Below are 21,700 nucleotides of genomic sequence, written 5' to 3'. Positions count from 1 at the left end.
CCAAAGCGACGTACAGGGGTGAGCACAGTGGAGACACGTCCCGAGAGTCCGCGACCGCAGGGCGCCCCGCGCTGGGTGGCGATGTACCGTCGGCCGGCCGAGCAGACCTGGCGGGCGGCCGCGGAGTCGCCCCACCGCTCACCCGTGCTGCACGCCCTCGGCGAGATGACACAGACACTGCGGGCCCGTGGGGACGAGGTGGCCTTCGCCCTGTGGGGCCCGAAGGACGGCGACTGGCACCGCTTCGACACACCCCTGAAGCAGGCGGCTTCGCCCCGGCCGGAACCAGAGGCCTCCGCCGCCGAACCAACCATCCTGGCGGAACGCATGACCGCCCGTCGCCACCAGGTCCTCATGTCCGGGTTGAGCAGGGCGGGCCTCTACGACCTCTCCCCCGAGGACGACGCGACCGTCCAGGCACTCGCCGAACGGCTCGACGAGGCCGCCGTACGCCGGGTCGCCCACTGGCTCGCGGTCGCCGGCGCGCGGTAGGGCAGGCCGGTTCAGCCGGTCTCGCGCTGGGCAGGCAACACCTCGGGTCCCACCGGCTTCCGGTATCGGCCGGTGGGGGGACGAGGGGGATGAAGGGGATGAAGGGGCAGAAGGTCTCTGTCGACCGCGAGCTTTGCTACGGCTCCGCCGAGTGCGTCCACAGGGCCCCGGCGGTCTTCGAGTTCGTCGACGGATTCGGTGTCGTCCGCCCGGGCCGGGAAGAGGCGGGCGACGCCCCGGAGATCCTGGAGGCGGCCGAGAAGTGCCCCAGCCAGGCCATCAGCATCACCATCGCTGACGCGCCCTCGTCACCGGACCGTCCGTAGCGAGTTCCGGTGCCGGTACCGAGCCTGCTCGCGGTCTTCGCCCATCCCGACGACGAGTCACTGATGGCGGGTGGCACCCTCGCCCGGCATTCGGCGGCGGGCGCCCGCACGGCGGTCGTCACGGCCACCTGGGCGGCGGACACCCCGCGCGCCGCGGAACTGGCCGACGCGCTCCACATCCTCGGCGCCGGCCGGCCACGCATGCTGGGCTACGCCGACTCCCGCGTCCCGCGGTCGGCCCCGGGCAGCCAGCGCCTGTGCGACGCCCCACTCGACGAGGCGGTGGGCGCCCTGGTCGCACGGATCCGGGACTTCCGCCCGGACATCGTCGTCACCCACGACGCCTACGGCGGCCTGACCGGCCACGAGGACCACGTCCACACCCACCGCGTGACCCTGCTGGCGGCCCACGCCGCCGGACTCGAACGCCTCTACCCGGACGCCGGTGAGCCCTGGCAGCCGAGCGCCCTGTACCTGGCGACGCACCCGCACTCCGCCGTCCGGGCGTGGGGCGGCCACCTGGCCCCCGCCGGCAAGACGATGCGCACGGTCCCGGACGACCGGGTCACGGCGACCATCGACGTCTCTCCCTGGCTGGACCGGAAAATCGCCGCCGTGCTGGCGCACCGCACGGAGGTGGAACGGGGAGCCGCCCCCGGTCTCATCGCCGCGCTGCCGGGACCGGAGCGGGAGCGGTTGCTCGGTACCGAGTGGTACATCCGCCATGACCTTCTCGCGAGGGCCCCGGCAGGGACGGAGCTCAAGCCGTAGGTCGCTGACCGGCTCGGGTCAGTGCCCCGCCGGAAAGGGCCACCGAAGACCGGCCAACGCCCGGGCCCTGGCCTCCACGACCGCCATCCGGGCAGCGCGCTCGGCCTGGTCCACATGGGCCGTCTGTCCGGTCACCTGCCCCTCCCACTTCCGGTACAGCAGCCCCACCTCACCCGAGAACCACCCGCGGCTCACGGCGTTCAGTGCGAGCAGCAGCCCCGTGTCCTCCGACGCCGGCAGCGCCATCCAGCCGCCCAGGGCGAGCAGCAACTCCCACCGTACGAACAGCGACGCCGGGTGGACCGGTGCGATGAAGCCGTTGGCCTTCCACTGGTCGAGCACGTCCCCGCGCTCGATCGGCCCCGGGTCGGGGTCGCCCCGGAAACCGACCGTCGACCCGTCGCGCATGAGGTCCAGCACGCGCGACGTCGCCCACCCGAGGCCGCTGTCGGCCTCCAGCGCCGCCAGATCCCGCGCGAGCGTGCCCGGCGTCAGCCGGTCGTCGGCGTCCAGGACCTTCACGTACGCACCCTCGGCATGCGCCAGCGCGATGGTCCGGGCGACACCGGGCCCCCCGGCCCGCCCCTGCCGGAACGTCACCCGCTCGTCGTCGGGCACGTACGGCCGTACGTCCGCGCTCTCGCCGTCCTCCTGGATCACCCAGTGCCACCGCCAGCCCTCCGGCAGCCACTGCTCGCACAGGGACTTGTGGGCCTCCGGCAGAAACCGGGCCGACGGGCCGTGCACAGCGGTGACGACGACGATGCGCCCGCTCACGCCGGCACGCTCGCTGCCACGACGGCTCTCAAGACCGCTCCCTCGGTGTGCCCTTGACGAAGGCGCCCACCCCGCCGCGCTCCACCTCGCATGCGAAACCCCCCGCGACCTGCGCAGATTACGGATCGATCCTAGTGCTGCAGCCCACGCACGGACCACGGCCCCCGGTCGAAGAACCCGAGCGCGCTGTCCGGCCGGCACTGCGGACAGCCTTTGTCAGGGCGCCATCAACCGGCAGCCAGTGAAGAGACCAGCACCGCCCCGAACCCGAGGACGGCCAGCTGCACGATGCCAGGAATGCGCCATCCCAGGGCGAGGAGGCCACCGCCTGTCAGTACTGCGCCGCCCCCGAGAAGCCACGATGCCTGTGACGCCGCCCGCGACGCGCTCGACGGAGCGACGCCATCGCTTTCGTAGCTGTCGGCCCAGCCCGCCATCCCAACGCTGTACACCGACCAAGCGATGAGCATGAAGTCGATGACGAGCAGCGCCACGCTGACGCCGATCTGCTGACCAGTCGACGGCTCATTCGCCCGTCTCATGCCCACTGCCATCCTGTCTGCAGGCGACGATCCACCAAGTACATGCGGTCAGCATGGTGGCTGCAGCGGGCACTGGACATGAGCACGGGTACTCAGATGCCGATCGAGCGGGAAACCAGGGGGGAACACCCGCCAGTCACGGTAGCCGGACATGAAAACGACCCCCGACCGAACACCCGGGCCCGAAGCAGGTCAAAGGTTGTCGGCCGAGATGTCCGAGCGCATGGCACCTCTGGTCTCCAGACGCAGTTCCAGGTACCTGCGTGTCAGTTCCTCGAGTTCATCGCTGTCAAGACGCGCCCCCGCGCTCACGGCATCGCGCATCATTCGCACTGCCCGGCTGCATTCCTCAGCCGGGCGAACGACGGAGGGCGGCGCGAGAAGCTCCAACTCATGGCGTGACGCGTAGCAGTGGGTGTAGGCCGACCGTGTCAGCCGGTACCGCTCGCCCGCATCGAGGCCGGGCGTGGCAGCAATGTTCCGCAGATCGCTGCCGGCTTGGGCATGAGCCGCGAGAAACCTTGAGTAGAGCTCCCGCCGTGTCCTATCCCACTCAGACACCGATTCTCGCCGCGCTCTTCGGTGCTCCACGAGAAGTGCCGATCCCAGAGCAATCACGCCACCAGCAAGTGTTGCAAGTAGTGATATCCAGGCCACTTCGGAACGGTACAAGCGTCGGACGCGGGGGCCCAGTGGGCGTGCCCCAGCCGTGCCCGACAAAGCGGTAGGCGACGGGGAACACCGGGCAGTCACAGAGTCCCGGCATGAGAACGGCCCCCGACCAATCATCCAGGTCAGGGGCCGTTCTCACTGCTCACCACGCGGAGGCGGTGGGATTTGAACCCACGGTGACATCGCTGCCACGACGGTTTTCAAGACCGTTCCCTTCGGCCGCTCGGGCACGCCTCCCCGCGCCGGCCGTGATCGGCGGCGCGGGGACAAGGGTAACGGGTCGGTGCGCGCGGGTGGGGCTCAGTTGTCGCCGATGCGCGAGCCCAGGGTCACGTCGACCGTGTGCTGCTTGCCGCCGCGCTCGTAGGTGATCGTGACCTTGTCGCCGGGCTTGTGGGTCCAGATCTCGCCGATCAGGGTCGGCCCGGAGTCGATCACCCGGTCGTCGAGCTTGGTGATGACGTCGCCCGGCTTGAGTCCCGCCTTCGCGGCCGGACCGCCCGGCTCGACCGGTGCGGCGGCGCCGCCCGCGCCCTCCTTGGAGATCTGTGCGCCGCCCGAGGTGTCGTCCAGGGAGACGGACGCGCCGATCTTCGCGTACACCGGCTTGCCGGTCTTGATCAGCTCCTGGGCGACGTACTCGGCCTGGTTGATCGGGATGGCGAAGCCCAAGCCGATCGAGCCGGACTGGCCGGTGCCGAAGCCGCCGTTGCCGGTGGACTGGATCGCGGAGTTGATGCCGATGACGTTGCCCTGCGCGTCCAGCAGCGGGCCGCCCGAGTTGCCCGGGTTGATCGAGGCGTCGGTCTGGAGGGCGCTCATGTACGACGCCTGGCTGCCACTGCCGTCGCTGGAGGCCACCGGGCGGTTCTTGGCGCTGATGATGCCCGTCGTCACCGTGTCGGACAGGCCGAAGGGGGCGCCGATCGCGATGGTCGCGTCGCCGACCGCCACCTTGTCCGAGTCGCCGAGGGTGAGCGGCTTCAGGTCCGACGGGGCGTCCTTGAGCTTGATGACCGCCACGTCGTAGCCCTGCGCGTGCCCGACCACCTCGGCGTCGTACTTCTTGCCGCTCGGGAACGTCGCGGTGAGCTTGCCGCCGTCCACCGCGCCGGCCACGACGTGGTTGTTGGTGACGATGTGGCCCTGCTTGTCGAAAACGAAGCCCGTGCCGGTGCCGCCCTCGCCGTTGGTGCTCTCGGCCTCGATCGTGACCGTGCTCGGCAGCGCCTTGGCGGCCACGCCCGCGACCGTGCCCGGGTCGCGCTTGACGTCGCCGCCGCTGGTGGCGGCGGACACCGTCGTCGAGCCGCTGTTGTCGTCGTTGTTCTTCGCCAGCGTGTAGCCGAGACCGCCGCCCAGGCCGCCCGCGACCAGCGCGGCCACCAGGAGCGCGGCGACCAGACCGCCACGGCCACGGCCGGACTTCGGCTCCGGCTGCTGGTAGGACGAACCCCAGCCCCCGCCGGACCCGGAACCGCCGCCGCCGTACGGGGAGGTGGGCGGCGGGGGCGGGGGCCAGGAGGGGTCGGGGGCGGAGGAGGAGACGCCGTGATGTGCGGCGTCACCAGGAGCGCCCTGACCGTGGGCGGGCTGGCCCTGGGAGTCCTGTCCGTACGGTCCCGGCCCCTGAGATGCCTGCCCCTCGGGCGCCGGAGCAGCGGGAGCGTCGACCGGCACGGGGGGTGCGGACGGGGCGGGGGGTACCGCGGTGCCCTCGTTCTCGGTGCTCACAGCTTCTCTCCTCGATCCACGGCTGTTTCCTGGGTCGCACTCGGTCACGCTTTTCACGCTGGCGACGGTCCGGCGCGATACAGCTGTGCTTGTCCCTTTGTATGCCGTCAGCTTTTCCCACTGGCCGTCAGAGCACCATAAGCGGTGGCTGTGGGTCCGGGGCCATTCTTTATATAGGTCATTACTAACGAAAGGGGCGCAATTCCAGTGCCTCCGTCCGGACCTGTGAATCCGCCGGGTCCGTCCGACCGGACGCGTACCCGCGCGCGGTGGCACCATGACGCGGTGACCCACGCACGACAGCATGTGATTCAAGTCGTCGCCCACCGCGGGGCCTCCGAGGACGCCCCGGAACACACCCTGGCCGCGTACACCAAGGCGATCGAGGACGGCGCGGACGCCCTCGAATGCGATGTGCGCCTCACCGCCGACGGCCACCTGGTGTGCGTACACGACCGCCGGATCAACCGTACGTCCAACGGCCGCGGCGCGGTCTCCGCCCTGGAGCTCGCCGACCTCGCCGCCCTGGACTTCGGTTCCTGGAAGAGGGGCGAGGCCTGGAAGGGACGCGACGAGGAACCCGACTGGGAGCACCCCCCGGAGGACCGCGAGGCGACGTCCGTGCTCACCCTGGAGCGGCTGCTCGAACTCGTCGCCGACGCCGGACGCCGGGTGGAACTGGCCATCGAGACCAAGCACCCCACGCGCTGGGCGGGGCAGGTCGAGGAGCGGCTGCTGGTCCTGCTGAAGCGGTTCGGTCTCGACGCCCCGGCCACCGCCGAGGAGTCCCCGGTGCGGGTCATGAGCTTCTCGGCCCGGTCGCTGCACCGCGTGCGTGCCGCGGCGCCGACGCTGCCGACGGTCTACCTGATGCAGTTCGTCTCACCCCGGCTGCGCGACGGGCGGCTGCCCCTGGGCGTGCCGATCGCGGGGCCCTCCCTGCGGATCGTGCGCAACCACCCCGTCTACGTGGAGCGGCTGAAGCGGGCCGGCCACCAGGTGCACGTGTGGACCGTGAACGAGCCCGAGGACGTGGATCTCTGCGTCGGCCTGGGCGTCGACGCCATCATCACCAACCGCCCGCGCGCGGTGCTCGACCAGCTCGGCCGCTGAGGTCGAGTCCCACCAGTCCCACGCACCCCTCTTGACCTCACCCTTGGCAGACGGGATCCTCGCGTCTCGGCCACACCGATGAAATCCAGCCACACGATTACAGGGAGTGCTCCGGCGCGTTCGACCCGTATTCGATCGTGGTGAATGCGTCACCGGACGTGGATTGGCCGGTTTCCGGTACAGGCCAATGGGGCATCCACACCGTGGCGTGGGGCGAAGGAGGTCTCGGGGGTGGCGTTGGTGGTGGCACAGGAGGTGCCCACGTCGTCGAGCATGGCCGTACCCCATGGCCCTGCGGGCGTGGGGGAAGCGAGACACCGTATGCGCGTGCAGTTGCGCAGAGGTGGCGTAGCGGAATCGGTCATCGACGACGCCGTACTGATCCTTTCCGAACTTTTGAGCAACGCGTGCAAACACGGCAGACCCCTGGGCGACGCGCTCTCCGGCGACGGTGACGTCCGTGCCGCGTGGCGCGTGGACCCCTCCGGCCGGCTCATCGTCGAGGTCACGGACGGCGGCGGCCCGACCCGCCCCGCCCCGGCGACCCCGTCGGTCACGGCGCACGGCGGCCGCGGGCTGAACATCATCACCGCGCTGGCCGACGACTGGGGTGTCCGGGACGACATCCGCGGCGAGGTCACCGTATGGGTCGTCGTCCACGCCGACGTGTACGACCCGGACGCCGGACACCGCCGCGACGACTTCGCGACACGCGTCACGGCCCCGGCGGTGTCCCAGATACCCGGACTGGACTTCGCGGACGCCTTCGACGACATGGACTGACCCGGGCCTCGGCCCGCCCCGTCGTCCACAGGACCCGCGTTGTCCACAGGACCCGCGTGTCCACCAGCCCCGCGTTGTCCACCGGACGCGTTGTCCACAGCATCCCGTCCCCGGAGGCCTGAACGGCTAGGCTCGCGACCGTACGAGACGAGCCGTAACCGGGAGACCCATCGATGGCCAAGAAGCGACCCCAGACGAAGGCCAAGCGCCCGCAGATCACGGACGGAGAGATCCCGGTCGTCGGCGCTCGTGAGCCCTGCCCCTGCGGCAGCGGCCGCCGCTACAAGGCCTGTCACGGCCGGGCCGCGGCCCACGCCGCGACCGAGCTGGTGCACCGCCCCTTCGAGGGTCTGCCGGGCGAGTGCGACTGGGTGGCCCTGCGCGAGCTGGTCCCGGCGGCCACGGCCGGGCTGACGCTCAAGGGCGGCCTCCCCGAGGGCGTCCCGGCGGTCACGCTGGCCACGGTCCTGCCGATGGCCTGGCCCGCCCTGCGCCGCGACGACGGCTCGGTCCTGCTCGGCCTTCAGAACGACACCTCGTCGGGCGACATCAGCCGCGACCTCGCCGACATCCTCCAGCGCGCCCTGGAAGCCGAGCCCGGCACCCCCGTGCAGGGCCGCCGCGCCCCGGCCGACGGACCGCGGCTCCAGGATCTGCTCGACCCGGAGGGCGCCTTCGAGCCAGAAGTGCACAGCGGCTTCGAGTTCTGGGTGCCGGACCCGGAGAACGCCACTGCGGAGGTGGCCGCCTCCCTGGAGCGGGCCAACGCCGCGGCCATCCCGACCGTGAAGCTCCAGGGCGTGGACGCCGCGTACTGGTGCGAGACGCCCGAGAAGAACCATTTGCGGTGGGTCATGCCGCACGCCGAGGAGCAGCTTCTGGACGCTCTCGCCCGGCTGCACGCCGCGGGCCGGTCGAGCCTGGGCGAGGGCACCCGCCTGGTGGGCTCCTTCCGCGCTCACGGGCTCACCGTGCCGGTCTGGGACCTGCCGAGCGGGGTCAAGGCCGAGGACGTGGAGAAGCCGGCGGCGGAGTTCGCCGAGCGCCTCGCCACCGCCCTGGCGACGGACGCGCCGCTCACGCCGGACGAGCGCCGTGCGCGTGGCGGCCTCACCAACCGGCAGGTCACGCTCAGCTGACGGCTCGTCACAGGGCCCGGTCCGGCCGCTCGGACGGCCGACCGGACCCGCGCACTCCGGACCGGTGACGCCGTGCACAACTCCCTGCCGGGGCAAGCCGATCGGTGACTGGAAAGGGAGAGATCGAATTTGCGAACAGCCGATCTCTTGTTACCGTTCCTGTAGCCCGGTTGCTGGTGCATCCCCCGTCGCCAGCAACCGGGTCTTTCCATGCGCGCGGCCGTTCACCGAACACCGCCGCTCCTCAACTGCCCGCTTACGAAGGCGAGTTGCTCCCCGAGCGCAGCAGCAGCGGCCCCTGTCCGGCCCGCCGGGCGAACTCCGCGACCGCCGTGTACGCCGCCAGATCCCCGCGTGCGGGCTCGCGAGGCGTCTCACACGTCCCCGGTTCGTCCTCGGCACCGACCGCGCAGGTGATCCGCACGGTCCGGGCGCCGGGCCCCATCAGGGTCAGTACGGCGTCCAGCGCCTCGCCGGTCGCATTGCGGTAGTAGGTCCGCGCCCAGGTGTCCGCGGCCTGCGTCACGACACAGGTCTGTGCCTCGACGCCCTCGGGGGAGGAGAGTTCGGGACCGCAGCGCACGGCGGCCGACAGGCCCGGGCCGACAGCGGGGAGGCCGGCCACGGCGGAGGGCACCTTGCCGTCCGCGGACGGCGCAGAGGAACGTACGCCGTCCGGTCCGGAACCGGACACAGAACCTCCGCGTACGTCGGCACCCTTCGCCGGGCCGCCGGTGTCCGACGAGCTCCCGGCACGTGCCGTGTCCCCTGCACCCGTGGAACCCGAAGGCCCCGGGGAACCGGGAGGCCCCGCGGACGCCACCGCCAGCGGCAGTGCGACCGCGCACGCCGCCACGACGCCCGTCAGGGCGAGCAGTCGGATCTTTCGGGGGTCCCCGGAACGGCCCCGGGAATGACGCGGCATGGCCCCGGAACATAACGCCCCGGGGCGGAACCCGGGCTCGGCGCGCCCGACAGTCCTAGAACTCGGGCGCGCTCACACCCGTACGAGTGAGGGCCTCGACCACGGCGTCCACCACGGCCTCCACATCGGGCACCCACGGCGAGGCCGAGCCGGGCAGCGGCGCCCGCTCCCAGCGGATCTCGCCCTGGCCCGTCTCGGACGGCGGCAGCGCCAGATAGCCGCCCTCGCTGTGGAAGCGGAGGGAGCCGGGGACGAAGTCCTTGGCGTAGAGCAGTTCGCCGAGCTGCTCCATGGAGTACGGCTTCACGAGGATCGCCCACCGGCTGGGGGAGGCGACGACCGGGCCGAGCCGCATGCCCGTGCGGTCGAGCGCTTCGAGGGCACGGGCGGCCGGCAGGGCCGGCAGGGAGACCGCGCAGGGGGCCTTGCCGCCGGTGGCCAGGACGATCGGTGCCGTCGGCCGGTTGCTCCACCACCAGCGGACCATGCGCCCGTCGGTGGTGGCCGCGAGGAGGCCGGGGTCGAAGGGGTGCGCGCCGGGCACCGTGCACTCGGGGTCAGGGCAACCGCAGCGGCTGCGCCCCTCGGGGTCCGCCGCCACGCCCGGGAGTACGGGCCACTGCCATTCCGTCGCGTAGGTCAGGGCCGCGCCGATCAGCTCAGGCCTCCCGTCGCTGCGCTGGGACAGGAGCCTGCGTCGCCTTCCGAGGATCTCGCGCATGAGCGCTCGTTCCTTTCCGTTGCACGCCGGCAACACCGTGGTCCACATCACATCATGTGTCGATCACTTCACTGTGCGTACCTGTTGGCGCATCACACCCTGCCGTGGGCGAGGGGAACCCCTATGGGTCGAGCATTGGCTGCCTCCGCGGCCGTCCCGCCCATACTGCGTCTATCAAAAGCACGGGCGTGGCGTAGGGGTGGCGAAGTATGGCGTTTGCCGTCGCGCGTATTTCTCTCCGCCTCCGCCACGGGAGGATGGGGCACGGTCGTCGGTGGCTAAGACGCCCGGGTCCGTCACCAGGTTCCGGGTAGTTCTCAACCACCCCTGGCCTTCACCGAGTACGTACCCATCGCGACCGTTGTGACGCTCCGTGGAGCAAGCCCAGTCGACCGCAATAAGCCGTCCCTTGCGGCAGTTTTAAGCCAACTTTGCATTTCGGCAAGGGGAAGGAGAGATGTCCCTCCGACCTCACAGACACCAGGAATCCCAGCAGGACAATGCTGGACATCTCCTCACGAGTGCGTGTACATGTGGAGACACTGCTAGCGGCGCAGAATGACATGGGGGTTTGCGATGCTTTTGAGCAGTACGCGCTGGTCGGAAAGCCGGACGCCATGAACGCCCCGCACCCTCCGAAAGTGGCTGGAATCGATTCAACGGTTCCGGCGCCCGCACACACTGTCGCGCCCGTCGCGGCGGGTACCTCCCCGGCTGCCCCGTCAAACCCTCCGGCCCCACCGGGCGCGGTACTCCAGGACCGTCTCGCCGGCTGGGTCTCCGACCTCACCACCCTCCACGAGCTGACCGAGCGCCTGACCCGCACGTCCGCGCTCGACGAGGCGCTCCAGGAACTCCTGCGGGCCGGCGCCGCCCTGGTGGGTGCCCGCCGCGGCCTCGTCGTCCTGGAACCCGGCGACGGACTCGGCCCGGACACCACCATCGGCCTGGGCCTGGCCCGCGCCGACCTCGGCCACATCGAGACCGTGCCCCGCAGCGCCCTGTCCTACGGCCGGATCCTCGACGGACTGCCGGGCGGCGAGGACGGCATCGCCGAGCCCGACCTGTTCGCCGAGGAGGGGCTCGACCCCCGCCACCGCGAGGTCGCGGCCCGCCTCGGCTACGCCGCCAGCTACGCCCTCCCCCTGACCCCCGAGTCCACCGGGTCCCCCGACTCCGCCGGCCCCCTCGGTGCCGTCGTGTGGCTCTACGACGAACCCGCCGAACCGAACGAACGGCAGGGCCACCTCGTCGGCCTGTACGCCCGGTACGCCGCCGAACACCTCGCCCGGCTGCTCGAACTGGAACGCACGCGCGCGTCCATGGCGACCATCTCGGACGAGTTGCTGCCCGCCCGGCTGCCGCGGGTGGCCGGTGTCCATCTCGCCGCGCGGCACCGCACCGGCCCGCGGGGCGGCGGCGACTGGTACGACGCGCTGCCACTGCCCGACGCCGCCCTCGGCCTCGCCGTCGGATCCGTCACGGGGGCGGGGCCCAGCGCGGTCGCCGCGATGGGGCGGCTGCGGGCGTCGCTGCGCGCGTACGCCGTGATGGAGGGGGAGGATCCGGTCGCCGTCCTGTCCGACCTGGAGCTGCTGCTGCGGCTGACCGAGCCGGCCCGCTCGGCCACCGCCCTGTTCGGCTACTGCGAACCGGCCGCGCGCAAGATCACGCTGGCAGGTGCCGGGCACAGCCCGCCGCTGCTGATCGGACAGCACCGCACCGAGTTCGTGGAGACGTCGGTCTCCGCCCCGCTGGGCATGCTCGCCTGTTGGGAGGCGCCCAGCGTGGAGATCCTCGCCGAGCCGGGAGAGACGGTTCTGCTCTACACCGACGGGCTGCTGCACCGCACCGGCGAGACCACCGACCGCGCCTTCGCCCGGCTGCACGCGGCGGCGGCCGGAGCACCTCGGGCACTGCGCCGCGACCCCGGCGCCATCGCCGACCACGTCCTGCGGAGCGTGCTGCCCGACGGGCTGGACGCGGCGGACGGGGCGGAGGACGTCGTGCTGCTGGCGGTGCGGTTCGAGTAACGCTCCTCGTCATCGCCCTGAGGCCGCTTCCGCGCCACCGTAGAGTGGAGGACGGTCCAGTGCCGTATCGAGGAGGATGACCGTGGCGGAGGAGCTCACCCCGGCAGTGCCTGATGCTGCTGACGCAGCGGGCCCGGACGAGAGCGAAGAGCCGATCAAGCAGCGGAAGAACGGACTGTACCCCGGCGTGTCCGACGAGCTTGCCGAGAACATGAAGAGCGGCTGGGCCGACACCGAGCTGCGTGACCTCCAGCCCATCCCCCAGGCCGCCGAGACCGCCGCCCGCCGGGCCGCGCTGTCCGCGCGCTTCCCGGGCGAGCGGCTGGTGATCCCCGCGGGCAACCTGAAGACCCGCTCGAACGACACCGAGTACGCCTTCCGCTCCTCCGTCGAGTACGCCTACCTGACCGGCAACCAGACCGAGGACGGCGTCCTGGTCCTGGAGCCCAAGGGCGAGGGCCACGAGGCGACGATCTACCTGCTGCCGCGTTCGAACCGGGAGAACGGCGAGTTCTGGCTGGACGGCCAGGGCGAGCTGTGGGTCGGCCGCCGGCACTCCCTCACCGAGGCGGAGAAGCTGTACGGCATCCCCGCCTCCGACGTGCGCGAGCTGGCCGGGGCACTGCGCGAGGCCACGGGTCCGGTGCGGGTCGTGCGCGGGTACGACGCCGGCATCGAGGCCGCGCTGACCGACAAGGTCACCGCCGAGCGCGACGAGGAGCTGCGGGTCTTCCTCTCCGAGGCACGGCTGGTCAAGGACGAGTTCGAGATCGGCGAGCTCCAGAAGGCGGTCGACTCGACCGTGCGCGGCTTCGAGGACGTGGTGAAGGTCCTCGACCAGGCCGAGGCGACCTCCGAGCGGTACATCGAGGGCACGTTCTTCCTCCGTGCGCGGGTGGAGGGCAACGACGTCGGCTACGGCACGATCGCCGCGGCCGGGCCGCACGCCTGCACGCTGCACTGGGTGCGCAACGACGGGCCCGTGCGGTCGGGCGATCTGCTGCTGCTCGACGCGGGTGTGGAGACGCACACGTACTACACCGCCGACGTGACGCGCACGCTGCCGATCAACGGGCGGTTCAGCGAGATCCAGCGGAAGATCTACGACGCCGTGTACGAGGCCCAGGAGGCCGGGATCGCGGCGGTGCGGCCCGGCGCGAAGTACCGGGACTTCCACGACGCCGCGCAGCGGGTGCTGGCCGAGAGGCTGGTCGAGTGGGGGCTGGTCGAGGGGCCGGTGGAGCGCGTGCTGGAGCTGGGGCTTCAGCGGCGGTGGACGCTGCACGGCACCGGGCACATGCTCGGGATGGACGTGCACGACTGCGCTGCCGCGCGGACCGAGACGTATGTCGACGGGGTGCTGGAGCCGGGGATGTGCCTGACCGTCGAGCCGGGGCTGTACTTCCAGGCCGATGATCTGACGGTGCCGGAGGAGTACCGGGGTATCGGTGTGCGGATCGAGGACGACATCCTCGTGACGGAGGACGGCAACCGGAATCTGAGTGCGGCGTTGCCTCGTCGGGCGGACGAGGTCGAGGCGTGGATGGCGTCCGTCAAGGGCTGAGTTTGGGGTGCGGGTGTGTGGGGTCTGGTCGCGCTCCGCGGCGGAGTCGCACATCCACGCTGTCCCGCGCCCCCAGGGCGTCCAGGAACAGCGCTCCCGCAAGCAGAGGGGCGCTGCCTCGAGGGCTCCAGGCACGGCTGACGAGGTCGGTGTCCAGCGCTCGCAGAGCCAGGGCACCCGGTCCCGTCGCCGTGCCGCCCGCCTCCAGCACACCGCGCGCCGCCGCCTGGACGTGCCGTAGGCCCATGGGGCCCGCCCTGTACAGCAACTCCGTGTCCTGGAGCGTCGACATCACCGTGAGCAGGGCGTCCAGACGGGCCTGGGGCTCTGCGGCGCCCTGGGTCCGGGCAGTGGTGAGCGTGTTCAGGGCGCGGCGGACGTGGGGGAATCCGGCCCTGGCCTCGCCGCGGGCACCGGCCGCGCCGTAGCGGGCCGACACCGTGGAGCCGCGGGACGGGCGGCGCGGGGCGTGGCGGTCGGGGTGGGCGGCGATGTGTCTGGCGAGGGTCGTCGTCTCGGCCGGGGCCGTGCCCGGTTGCAGCGCCGCCGCCGCGACCAGCAGGCCGAGCGTCCACAGGGCGCCCCGGTGGCCGCCGCCCGCGAGGCCCACCGTGTGTTCGGTGGAGCGGCCGATCGCGCCCAGTTCCGCACGGAGCCGGGCGCTGGGTTCACCCGTGCGGCGGGCCGCGGCGGCCATCGCCGTGAGGCCGGGGAGCAGTGCCCTGGCCGACCAGCGCAGGGCGCGGTGGTCCCGGCGGGTGGCCCGGGCCGTCAGGTCGCGCGGGTCGGGCAGGCCCGGCTTGGGGGCCAGGGCCAGCTGGCCGATCAGCGCGTCGACGGCGGCGTGTGCGAGTGCCTCGTCCTCCGGGCCGTTCATCCTCCGCCGCCGCTGCCCGCGCCCGTGTTCTCCGCGTCCGGGTCGATGCCCAGGGTGAGGGAGCCCTTGTAGCCCTTGGACGGGTCCTTCTCGTGCACCGGTTCGAGCGTGAGGAGGCCGTCGGCCGCGCCGGGGACCGGGGTGCAGCCGTCGGTGGCGTCGACGACGGTGAGGCGCAGGGTGAGCGGGACGCCGCTCTTGCCCTCGGTGATGGCCTTGCGGACGAGCTGGTAGCCGGTCGCGGCCAGGCCGCCCGCGGCGACCGTGCCGCCCGCGACCACGAGGGCGCGACGGCGGGTGAGCGAGGTGTTCCAGTGGTTTCCCGTCATGAACGGCGAACTTAGGTACACCACCCGTCAGATGCGTGAGGCCGGCCTGAGAGCCGGCTGTGTATCAACCGGCGCCATCCGGACAGCGGCCAAAAACCCGCAGGTCAACGGTAATTGTCCTGTGAGATCATGGCCGACCTTGCCGGGTCGACTCGGGGAACAGGCGCGATCATCATGAAGAACGTCCAGACGGCGCTGACCATGCAGGACGCCATCCTCACCCTTCAGAAGTACTGGAGCGACAACGGCTGCATGATCACGCAGCCGTTGAACACCGAGGTCGGAGCGGGTACGGCCAACCCGGCCACGGCGCTGCGGGTGCTCGGCCCGGAGCCGTGGAGCGTCGCCTACGTGGAGCCGAGCGTGCGGCCGGACGACTCGCGCTACGGCGAGAACCCGAACCGGCTCCAGACCCACACCCAGTTCCAGGTCATCCTCAAGCCCGACCCGGGCAACCCGCAGGAGCTGTACCTGGGCAGCCTGCGCGCACTGGGCGTCGACCTGAACGCGCACGACGTGCGGTTCGTCGAGGACAACTGGGCCTCGCCCGCGCTCGGCGCCTGGGGACTGGGCTGGGAGGTCTGGCTGGACGGCATGGAGATCACCCAGTTCACCTACTTCCAGCAGGTCGGCGGTGTCGCCCTGGACCCGGTGTCGGTGGAGATCACGTACGGCCTCGAACGCATCCTGATGAACCTTCAGGGCGTGTCCCACTTCAAGGACATCGTCTACGCGCCGGGCATCACGTACGGCGAGGTGTTCGGGCAGAACGAGTACGAGATGAGCCGCTACTACCTCGACGACGCCGACCTCGACACCAACCACCGGCTCTTCGAGGCGTACGCGGCCGAGGCCCGGCGCCTGCTCGACCTGGAGCTGCCGGTCCCGGCGTACACGTACGTGCTCAAGTGCAGCCACACCTTCAACGTGCTCGACGCGCGCGGCGCGATCAGCACCACCGAGCGAGCCAAGGCGTTCGCGCTGATGCGCGGCCTGACGCACGAGTCGGCCAAGCTGTGGGAGCGGCGGCGGGCCGCGCTGGAGCATCCGCTCGGAGTGGCGGCCGCACCGGCCCCGGCCGAGCGGGCCGCGCTGCCCAAGGTGCCCGGCGTCGAGACGCTGCTGTTCGAGATCGGCGTGGAGGAACTGCCGTACGCCGACGTCCCCGCCACCACCGAGGCGGTGCGCGAGTCGGTCACCGCCAAGCTGGCCGCGACCCGGCTGGGCCACGGCGCGATCACCGTGATGGCCACGCCGCGCCGGATCGTGATCACGGTCGAGGGCGTGCAGCCCCGCGAGCGGGACACCATGCGGACCGTGCGCGGCCCCAAGGTCGCCGCCGCCTTCAAGGACGGCGCCCCCACCGCGGCCCTGCTGGGCTTTGCCCGCAGCCAGGGCGCCGAACCGACGGACGTGCGGATCGTCGATGTCAAGGGTGTCGAGTACGTGGCGGTCACCCGGCACGAGGAAGGCCGTCCGGCCGTCGAGGTGCTCAGCGATCTGCTGGCCGAGGTCGTGTCGGGGCTGCGCGCCGGGCGCAACATGCGGTGGAGCGACCCGGGTCTGTCGTTCTCACGGCCCGTGCGCTGGCTGCTCGCGCTGCTGGGCCGTACTCCCCTGCCCGTGGTGGTCTCCTCGCTCGCCGCGAGCGACACGACACGGGTGCAGCGCCAGGCCCCTTACCCGGAGGTCCGCGTCACCTCGGCCGAGGGCTACCCCCACTTCCTGCACATGCACGGCATCCTGCTCGACCGGGACGCCCGGCGCGGCGCGGTGGTCCGGGGTGCCGTGGAGGCGGCGGCCGAGGTGGGTGGGCGGATCGACGTGGCGGGTCAGGCCGATCTGATCGACGAGATCACCGACATCCTGGAGTTCCCCTACGCCGTGCGGGGGTCCTTCGACGAGCGCTACCTCGAACTGCCCGCGAGCGTCCTGACCACCGTGATGCGCAAGCACCAGCGCTATCTGCCGGTGCTGGACGGCGAGCGGCTGATGCCGCACTTCGTCACCTTCGCCAACGCCCTGTGCGACGACGACGTGGTGCGGGCGGGCAACGAGGCGGTGCTGCGGGCCCGTTACGAGGACGCCGCGTTCTTCTGGCGGGCGGACCTGAAGGTGCCGCCGGCGGAGTTCCGGCGCCGGCTGGACAAGCTGACGTTCGAGGACCGGCTCGGTACGGTCGCCGACCGCGCCGACCGCATCGCCTCCCTCGCCCTCGACCTGGCCGGGCGCGCCGGGCTCCCCGGGGAGGCGGTGGACGTCGTCCGGCGCGCCGGTGCGCTGGCCAAGTTCGACCTGGCGTCACAGATGGTGATCGAGTTCTCCGGACTGGCCGGGGTGATGGCCGAGGAGTACGCGCACCGGGCCGGCGAGTCCCCCGAGGTTGCCCGGGCCCTGGCCGAGATGGAGCTGCCGCGCTCCGCCGGCGGCGCCCTGCCGGCCGGGGACGCGGGTGCCGTGCTGTCGCTCGCCGACCGGTTCGACCTGGTGACGGGCATGTTCTTGATCGGCGCCGCGCCGACCGGGAGCTCCGATCCGTACGGGGTGCGCCGGGCCGCGATCGGGCTGCTCAACGTCTTGCGGAGTCGTCCTGCCGTGTCCGGGGTGCGGGTGAGCGAAGGACTGCGCGCGGCGGCCGTACGGTACGCCGCGCAGGGCGTCGAAGTGCCCGCCGAGCGGGTCGCCGAGGCCGCCGAGCTGATCACCCGGCGCTACGAGCAGCAGCTCACGGACGCCGGGCACGAGCATCGGCTCGTTCAGGCCGTCCTGGTGTGGGCCGACCTGCCCTCCCACGGCGACCGCACCCTGGCCACGCTGGAGCGGCACATCGGCACGGAGGAGTTCGAGGCACTCGCTGCCGCGTTCCAGCGGGTCGTGCGCATCCTTCCCGAGGGCGGCGTCGAGGCGGCGGATCTGTCCTTGCTGACCGCGCCCGCCGAGCTGCGTCTCGCCGAGAGCGCCGACGCAGTGCGCCAGGCCCTGCACGGCCGCGAGGACGACCTCGGCGCGTTGATCGAGGTCTCCGCTCCACTGGTCGACGCGATCAGCGCCTTCTTCGAAGAGGTGCTGGTGATGGACCCCGACCCGGCGGTCCGCGCGGCCCGGCTTGCGCTGCTCACGCAGGTGGCGGGGCTGGCGCGTACGACGCTGGACTGGGGTGCGCTGTAGGAGGCGGGCGCAAGAGCGCGGAGGGGTGGGGCGGAGGGTTACGGGGCTGACGTTTCACGTGAAACACCGGATCCCAGCCGATCGGACGTCCGCAGAGGTCAGACCGCCATCAGCGGCGCGGCGTCCTCGCGCCACTTGAGGACTTTGTCGAAGCTCACCACGGCCCCGCCCCGGCCCGGCTTGTTGCCGATGTGGACATGGTCGGCCAGCTCCTCGATGAGGCACAGCCCTCTGCCGTTCTCCGCGTCGGTGTGCGCGGGCCGGATCGGCGGGCGGGACCGGCCGGCCGAACCCGCGGGAAACCCTGGGCCCGCGTCGGCGACCTCGATCCGGCACTTCTCGCCGTCGAGGTACGCCGTGACCCGGTAGGCCTCCGAACCGGGGCCGCCCCGTGCTGTGTCCCCGCCGTGCTCCACGGCGTTCGCGCAGGCCTCGCTGAGGGCGACGGAGAGGTCGTAGGAGATGTCGGGGTCGACGCCCGCGGTCTCCATGGTGCCGATCAGAAGGCGCCTGGCGAGCGGCACGCTGGCAGCTTCGCGCCGCAGATGGAGTGACCACCAGATGCTCATGCTCCAGCCTCCCGGCCGCGGCTCGACATACCGTTACGTATTGCCCCGAGTCCCCGCATGTAAGCGTGAAGTTGACGTGACGCCGCCCATACGGCGGATGCGCCCCAGCTCTGATCGGTGTATGTGGGGGCGGGAGGGGTCAGAGAGTGACGTTCCGGTCGTAGGGCATCTTGCGGACCTGCCGCACGAGGCCCGGGTGGCCAGTGCGATGATGAGCCCGCCATGACTGCCCCCCACGCGCGCGCGACGCGCTCCGGACTCACGCTCCGGATCCTGCGGGCCGCGGTGTTCGCCGCGGTCTGTGTCGTGCTGGCCGGGGCAGGTCACGCGCTCGCCTCCTGCGACGGCATTCCGTTGTGGACGCTGGTCGCCGGGTTCCTCGGGGTGGTCGCCGTGGCGGCACCGTTCGCCGGGCGCGTGCGCTCGCTGCCGGGGATCGCGGCACTGCTCGCGGCCGGTCAGACGGTGTTGCACGCCCTGTTCGGACTCGGTCAGCACGGCACGGCCGCCGTCACATCGTCGGTGCCGGCGGGCACGAGCGACGCCACGCTGGTCCAGCAGGCCGCGCGGTTCGTGTGCGGCACGACGGCGGCGGCGATCAGCCCGGCGCAGGCGCACAAGATCCTCACCGAAGCCCGGATCCAGCCGGCCCCGGGCACGCACACGCATCTGCCGACGGACGCCGGGGCGTCGACCTCGCTGTGGCCGTCCCTGCCGATGCTGCTCGGCCACGTCCTCGCGGCCATCGCCGCCGGCTGGCTGTTGCGCCACGGCGACCTGGCCCTGCTGCGGCTCACCGAACTATCGGCGCAGGGAGTCACGGAAGGGGCGCTCGTGCGCTCCCTGCGGGCCGCGCTCGCGCTGGTGCGCGCCCTGCGCGCCGGGCTGCCGGGAGCCCCGGAGGCCTGTCCGCGCCCCGTGCAGGCCGCGCGGCCCGCGCCTGCGATGCCGCGCACGACCGCACTTCAGCACACGGTGATCCGGCGCGGCCCGCCGACCGCCACGGCTCGCGCATCCGCACTCGCCCTCGCCGCCTGACGCGACGCGACCACCACTCCGCCTTTTCGTACGATCCGGTTGATTCGGTTGATTCCGGATGCCTCGGACGGCTTGGAGGGGGGCCGCGGTCGTGCGGCCCGCGCGCGTGCGCGTATCCCTTCCCATCCGGACCGACTCACAGCGGAGTGCTCCTTCCATGAAGGCTTCCCGTATCGCCGCGGCCGGTGCCGCCGCCGGCATCACCGTTCTCGCCCTGTCCGTCCCCGCCTTCGCGCACGTCAGCGTGCAGCCCGAGGGCGCAGCCGCCAAGGGCGGCTACGCGGTCGTCGACTTCAAGGTCCCCAACGAGCGGGACGACGCCTCGACCACCAAGCTCGAGGTCAACTTCCCCACCGACCACCCGCTGGCCTCGGTGATGCCGGAGCCGATGCCCGGCTGGAAGATCGACGTCACCAAGTCCAAGCTGGACAAGCCGCTGGAGATGCACGGCGAGAAGATCTCCGAGGCCGTCACCAAGGTCACCTGGACCGCCGACGGCAAGGGCATCGAGCCCGGCTACTTCGAGAAGTTCCCGGTCTCGATCGGCCAACTTCCCGAGGACACCGACCAGCTGGTCTTCAAGGCCCTCCAGACGTACTCCAACAAGGAGATCGTCCGCTGGATCGAGGTACCGCAGGAGGGCCAGGAGGAGCCCGACAACCCGGCCCCGGTGCTGGAGCTGTCCGCCGCCTCCGACGACGGGCACCACGCCTCCTCGGGCGACGAGGCCTCCGGCGCCACGTCGGCGGAGAAGGCCTCCGCCGACACCGCCGCCGACACCACCTCCTCCGGCAGCACCGACACGACCGCCCGCGTCCTGGGCATCGTCGGCATCGTGGTCGGCGCGGCGGGCGTCGCCTACGGCGTGCTGGCCGGGCGTCGGCGCACCAACGCCTGACGCCGCTTCCGTTGCCGGCGCGCACCGGGTCACCCCCCCCCCGGGCGGAAACCCCGGTGCGCGCCGGGTCACCGACATCTGGGACATTTTCTATGCGCACCAAGACCTTCGCCGCGGCCGCTCTGCTCGCCGCGGCCTCCCTGACCCTGACCGCCTGCGGCAGCGGCAACGACAGCGACAAGCCGGTCGCCGTCGTGTCCGAGCAGGCCGGCAGCGACAAGGCCGCCACCGTTCTCGACAAGCCGTTCGAGAAGCCGGACCTGGTCCTCACCGACACGCAGGGCAAGAAGTACGACCTCCGCAAGGAGACCGAGGGCAAGCCCACGCTGATCTACTTCGGCTACACCCACTGCCCCGACGTCTGCCCGTCGACGATGAGCAACATCGCCGTGGCCAAGAAGCAGCTGCCCAAGGCCGAGCAGGACGAGATGCGTGTCGTGTTCGTCACCACCGACCCGGACCGCGACAAGCCGGCCGAGCTCGGCAAGTGGCTCAAGGGCATCGACCCGCAGTTCATCGGCCTCACCGGCGACTTCGCCACCATCCAGGCCGGAGCCCGCACCCTCGGCATCTCCATCGATCCGCCGCACAAGGACAAGAACGGCAAGATCATCTCCGAGCACGGCACCCAGGTCATCGCCTTCTCGCCGAAGACCGACGGCGGCTATGTGCTCTACGGCGAGGACGCCACCGTCGACGACTACACCAAGGACCTCCCCAAGATCGCCAAGGGAGAGAACCCGTGAGGCGGCGACTCGCACCTGCGGCCCTCGTCATAGCCGGGGCACTGGCCCTGGCGGGTTGCGGCGGCTCGGCCTCGGACTCCGGTTCCGGGAGCGGCAAGGCGGAACTCTCCGTGGGCTCCGCGTACATGCCGCAGCCCGTCTCCGACGAGATGGCGGCCGGCTTCTTCACCGTCACCAACAAGGGCGGTGCCGCCGACGAGCTGACCTCGGTCACCAGCGACGTCGCCGGGCAGGTCACCGTTCACGAGACCACCGGCGGGGCCATGCAGGAGGTCAAGGCCCTGAAGGTCCCCGCCCACGGCGAACTCGTGCTGAAGAGCGGCGGCAACCACCTGATGTTCGAGCAGCTGAAGCGCAAGCCGAAGGAAGGTCAGACGGTCTCCGTCGAGCTCCACTTCGCCCACTCCGGCCCGGTCAAGGTCGAGATGCCGGTGAAGTCGGCGACCTACAACCCGAAGACCGGACACTGAGGGAGGGACCACT

21 protein-coding genes and 1 tRNA gene are annotated in these 21,700 nt (G+C 71.6%); 13 read left to right on the top strand and 9 right to left on the bottom strand.

Annotated elements, in window-relative coordinates; all coding sequences use genetic code 11:
• Positions 1-27 precede the first annotated feature (27 nt).
• From SCNRRL3882_RS21015 to SCNRRL3882_RS21005, 3 genes are all read left to right on the top strand, one after another.
• The gene (locus SCNRRL3882_RS21015; RefSeq protein ID WP_040902380.1) at positions 28-492 is read left to right on the top strand and encodes a hypothetical protein; all 465 of its coding nucleotides are present in this window, start codon (positions 28-30) and stop codon (positions 490-492) included.
• 89 nt (positions 493-581) lie between these two features.
• A complete protein-coding gene (locus SCNRRL3882_RS21010; RefSeq protein WP_010032932.1) occupies positions 582-818 on the top strand; it encodes a ferredoxin in 237 nt (78 codons plus the stop codon).
• A gap of 9 nt (positions 819-827) precedes the next feature.
• Positions 828-1,589, top strand: coding sequence for a PIG-L deacetylase family protein (locus SCNRRL3882_RS21005; protein WP_010032930.1), 762 nt, complete (start codon positions 828-830; stop codon positions 1,587-1,589).
• 18 nt (positions 1,590-1,607) lie between these two features.
• Here the strand turns inward: SCNRRL3882_RS21005 and SCNRRL3882_RS21000 are convergent, their stop codons facing one another.
• The 4 genes from SCNRRL3882_RS21000 to SCNRRL3882_RS20985 form a co-directional block, all read right to left on the bottom strand.
• Positions 1,608-2,366, bottom strand: coding sequence for a glycosyltransferase (locus SCNRRL3882_RS21000; RefSeq protein ID WP_010032927.1), 759 nt, complete (start codon positions 2,364-2,366; stop codon positions 1,608-1,610).
• Between the two features lie 227 nt (positions 2,367-2,593).
• Positions 2,594-2,908, bottom strand: a complete 315-nt coding sequence (locus SCNRRL3882_RS20995; RefSeq protein WP_231911154.1) for a hypothetical protein — start codon at positions 2,906-2,908, stop codon at positions 2,594-2,596.
• 822 nt (positions 2,909-3,730) lie between these two features.
• A tRNA-Ser gene (locus SCNRRL3882_RS20990) sits at positions 3,731-3,817 on the bottom strand.
• A 63-nt stretch (positions 3,818-3,880) separates the two neighbouring features.
• Positions 3,881-5,314, bottom strand: coding sequence for a S1C family serine protease (locus SCNRRL3882_RS20985; protein WP_102514840.1), 1,434 nt, complete (start codon positions 5,312-5,314; stop codon positions 3,881-3,883).
• A 285-nt stretch (positions 5,315-5,599) separates the two neighbouring features.
• Between SCNRRL3882_RS20985 and SCNRRL3882_RS20980 the strand changes: the two genes are divergently transcribed.
• The 3 genes from SCNRRL3882_RS20980 to SCNRRL3882_RS20970 all read left to right on the top strand — a co-directional run bounded on the left by SCNRRL3882_RS20980 (position 5,600) and on the right by SCNRRL3882_RS20970 (position 8,349).
• Positions 5,600-6,427 (top strand): glycerophosphodiester phosphodiesterase, encoded by an 828-nt coding sequence (locus SCNRRL3882_RS20980; RefSeq protein WP_029180694.1) that lies wholly within the window; start codon positions 5,600-5,602, stop codon positions 6,425-6,427.
• Between the two features lie 144 nt (positions 6,428-6,571).
• Complete coding sequence (locus SCNRRL3882_RS20975; protein ID WP_040902377.1) at positions 6,572-7,210, top strand: ATP-binding protein; 639 nt, start codon at positions 6,572-6,574, stop codon at positions 7,208-7,210.
• Between the two features lie 173 nt (positions 7,211-7,383).
• The gene (locus SCNRRL3882_RS20970) at positions 7,384-8,349 is read left to right on the top strand and encodes a DUF5926 family protein (protein WP_010032913.1); all 966 of its coding nucleotides are present in this window, start codon (positions 7,384-7,386) and stop codon (positions 8,347-8,349) included.
• A gap of 256 nt (positions 8,350-8,605) precedes the next feature.
• On the opposite strand, the gene SCNRRL3882_RS42630 is transcribed toward SCNRRL3882_RS20970, so the two are convergent.
• Positions 8,606-8,974, bottom strand: coding sequence for a hypothetical protein (locus SCNRRL3882_RS42630; RefSeq protein ID WP_418952364.1), 369 nt, complete (start codon positions 8,972-8,974; stop codon positions 8,606-8,608).
• 355 nt (positions 8,975-9,329) lie between these two features.
• Positions 9,330-9,995, bottom strand: a complete 666-nt coding sequence (locus SCNRRL3882_RS20960) for a bifunctional DNA primase/polymerase (protein ID WP_010032907.1) — start codon at positions 9,993-9,995, stop codon at positions 9,330-9,332.
• A 500-nt stretch (positions 9,996-10,495) separates the two neighbouring features.
• Here SCNRRL3882_RS20960 and SCNRRL3882_RS20955 point away from each other — a divergent pair, with 500 nt between their 5' ends.
• Positions 10,496-12,028 carry a PP2C family protein-serine/threonine phosphatase gene (locus SCNRRL3882_RS20955; protein WP_078602710.1) on the top strand — a complete coding sequence of 511 codons (1,533 nt, stop codon included), beginning with the start codon at positions 10,496-10,498 and terminating at the stop codon, positions 12,026-12,028.
• A gap of 76 nt (positions 12,029-12,104) precedes the next feature.
• Positions 12,105-13,592: an aminopeptidase P family protein gene (locus SCNRRL3882_RS20950; protein WP_040902375.1), complete on the top strand. Its 1,488-nt coding sequence runs from the start codon at positions 12,105-12,107 to the stop codon at positions 13,590-13,592.
• Here the strand turns inward: SCNRRL3882_RS20950 and SCNRRL3882_RS20945 are convergent.
• Together SCNRRL3882_RS20945 and SCNRRL3882_RS20940 are read right to left on the bottom strand one after the other, a co-directional pair.
• Positions 13,582-14,469 (bottom strand): triphosphoribosyl-dephospho-CoA synthase, encoded by an 888-nt coding sequence (locus tag SCNRRL3882_RS20945; protein WP_010032900.1) that lies wholly within the window; start codon positions 14,467-14,469, stop codon positions 13,582-13,584. The genes SCNRRL3882_RS20950 and SCNRRL3882_RS20945 overlap by 11 nt on opposite strands.
• Entirely contained in the window at positions 14,466-14,798 is a 333-nt protein-coding gene (locus SCNRRL3882_RS20940) for a hypothetical protein (protein ID WP_010032898.1), read from the bottom strand. Before SCNRRL3882_RS20940 ends, SCNRRL3882_RS20945 begins: the two co-directional genes overlap by 4 nt.
• 174 nt (positions 14,799-14,972) lie before the next feature.
• Here SCNRRL3882_RS20940 and SCNRRL3882_RS20935 point away from each other — a divergent pair, with 174 nt between their 5' ends.
• Entirely contained in the window at positions 14,973-17,966 is a 2,994-nt protein-coding gene (locus SCNRRL3882_RS20935; protein ID WP_010032894.1) for a glycine--tRNA ligase, read from the top strand.
• Positions 17,967-18,064: 98 nt separating this feature from the next.
• Here SCNRRL3882_RS20935 and SCNRRL3882_RS20930 read toward each other — a convergent pair whose 3' ends face one another.
• Entirely contained in the window at positions 18,065-18,535 is a 471-nt protein-coding gene (locus tag SCNRRL3882_RS20930) for an ATP-binding protein (protein WP_010032889.1), read from the bottom strand.
• A 222-nt stretch (positions 18,536-18,757) separates the two neighbouring features.
• On the opposite strand from SCNRRL3882_RS20930, the gene SCNRRL3882_RS20925 reads away from it, so the two are divergent.
• The 4 genes from SCNRRL3882_RS20925 (at position 18,758) to SCNRRL3882_RS20910 (ending at position 21,687) form a co-directional block, all read left to right on the top strand.
• Positions 18,758-19,573, top strand: a complete 816-nt coding sequence (locus SCNRRL3882_RS20925) for a hypothetical protein (protein ID WP_010032887.1) — start codon at positions 18,758-18,760, stop codon at positions 19,571-19,573.
• A 157-nt stretch (positions 19,574-19,730) separates the two neighbouring features.
• Positions 19,731-20,471 (top strand): YcnI family protein, encoded by a 741-nt coding sequence (locus SCNRRL3882_RS20920; RefSeq protein ID WP_010032886.1) that lies wholly within the window; start codon positions 19,731-19,733, stop codon positions 20,469-20,471.
• A gap of 92 nt (positions 20,472-20,563) precedes the next feature.
• Complete coding sequence (locus tag SCNRRL3882_RS20915) at positions 20,564-21,217, top strand: SCO family protein (RefSeq protein ID WP_010032885.1); 654 nt, start codon at positions 20,564-20,566, stop codon at positions 21,215-21,217.
• Positions 21,214-21,687 (top strand): copper chaperone PCu(A)C, encoded by a 474-nt coding sequence (locus tag SCNRRL3882_RS20910; protein ID WP_010032883.1) that lies wholly within the window; start codon positions 21,214-21,216, stop codon positions 21,685-21,687. The genes SCNRRL3882_RS20915 and SCNRRL3882_RS20910 overlap by 4 nt, the downstream gene beginning before the upstream one ends.
• Positions 21,688-21,700: the final 13 nt, after the last annotated feature.

The organism is Streptomyces chartreusis NRRL 3882 (assembly GCF_900236475.1).
Taxonomy (GTDB): Bacteria; Actinomycetota; Actinomycetes; order Streptomycetales; family Streptomycetaceae; genus Streptomyces; species Streptomyces chartreusis_D.
Note: the sequence above shows the minus strand (reverse complement) of the source record. Positions and strands in the feature narration are given on the sequence as shown.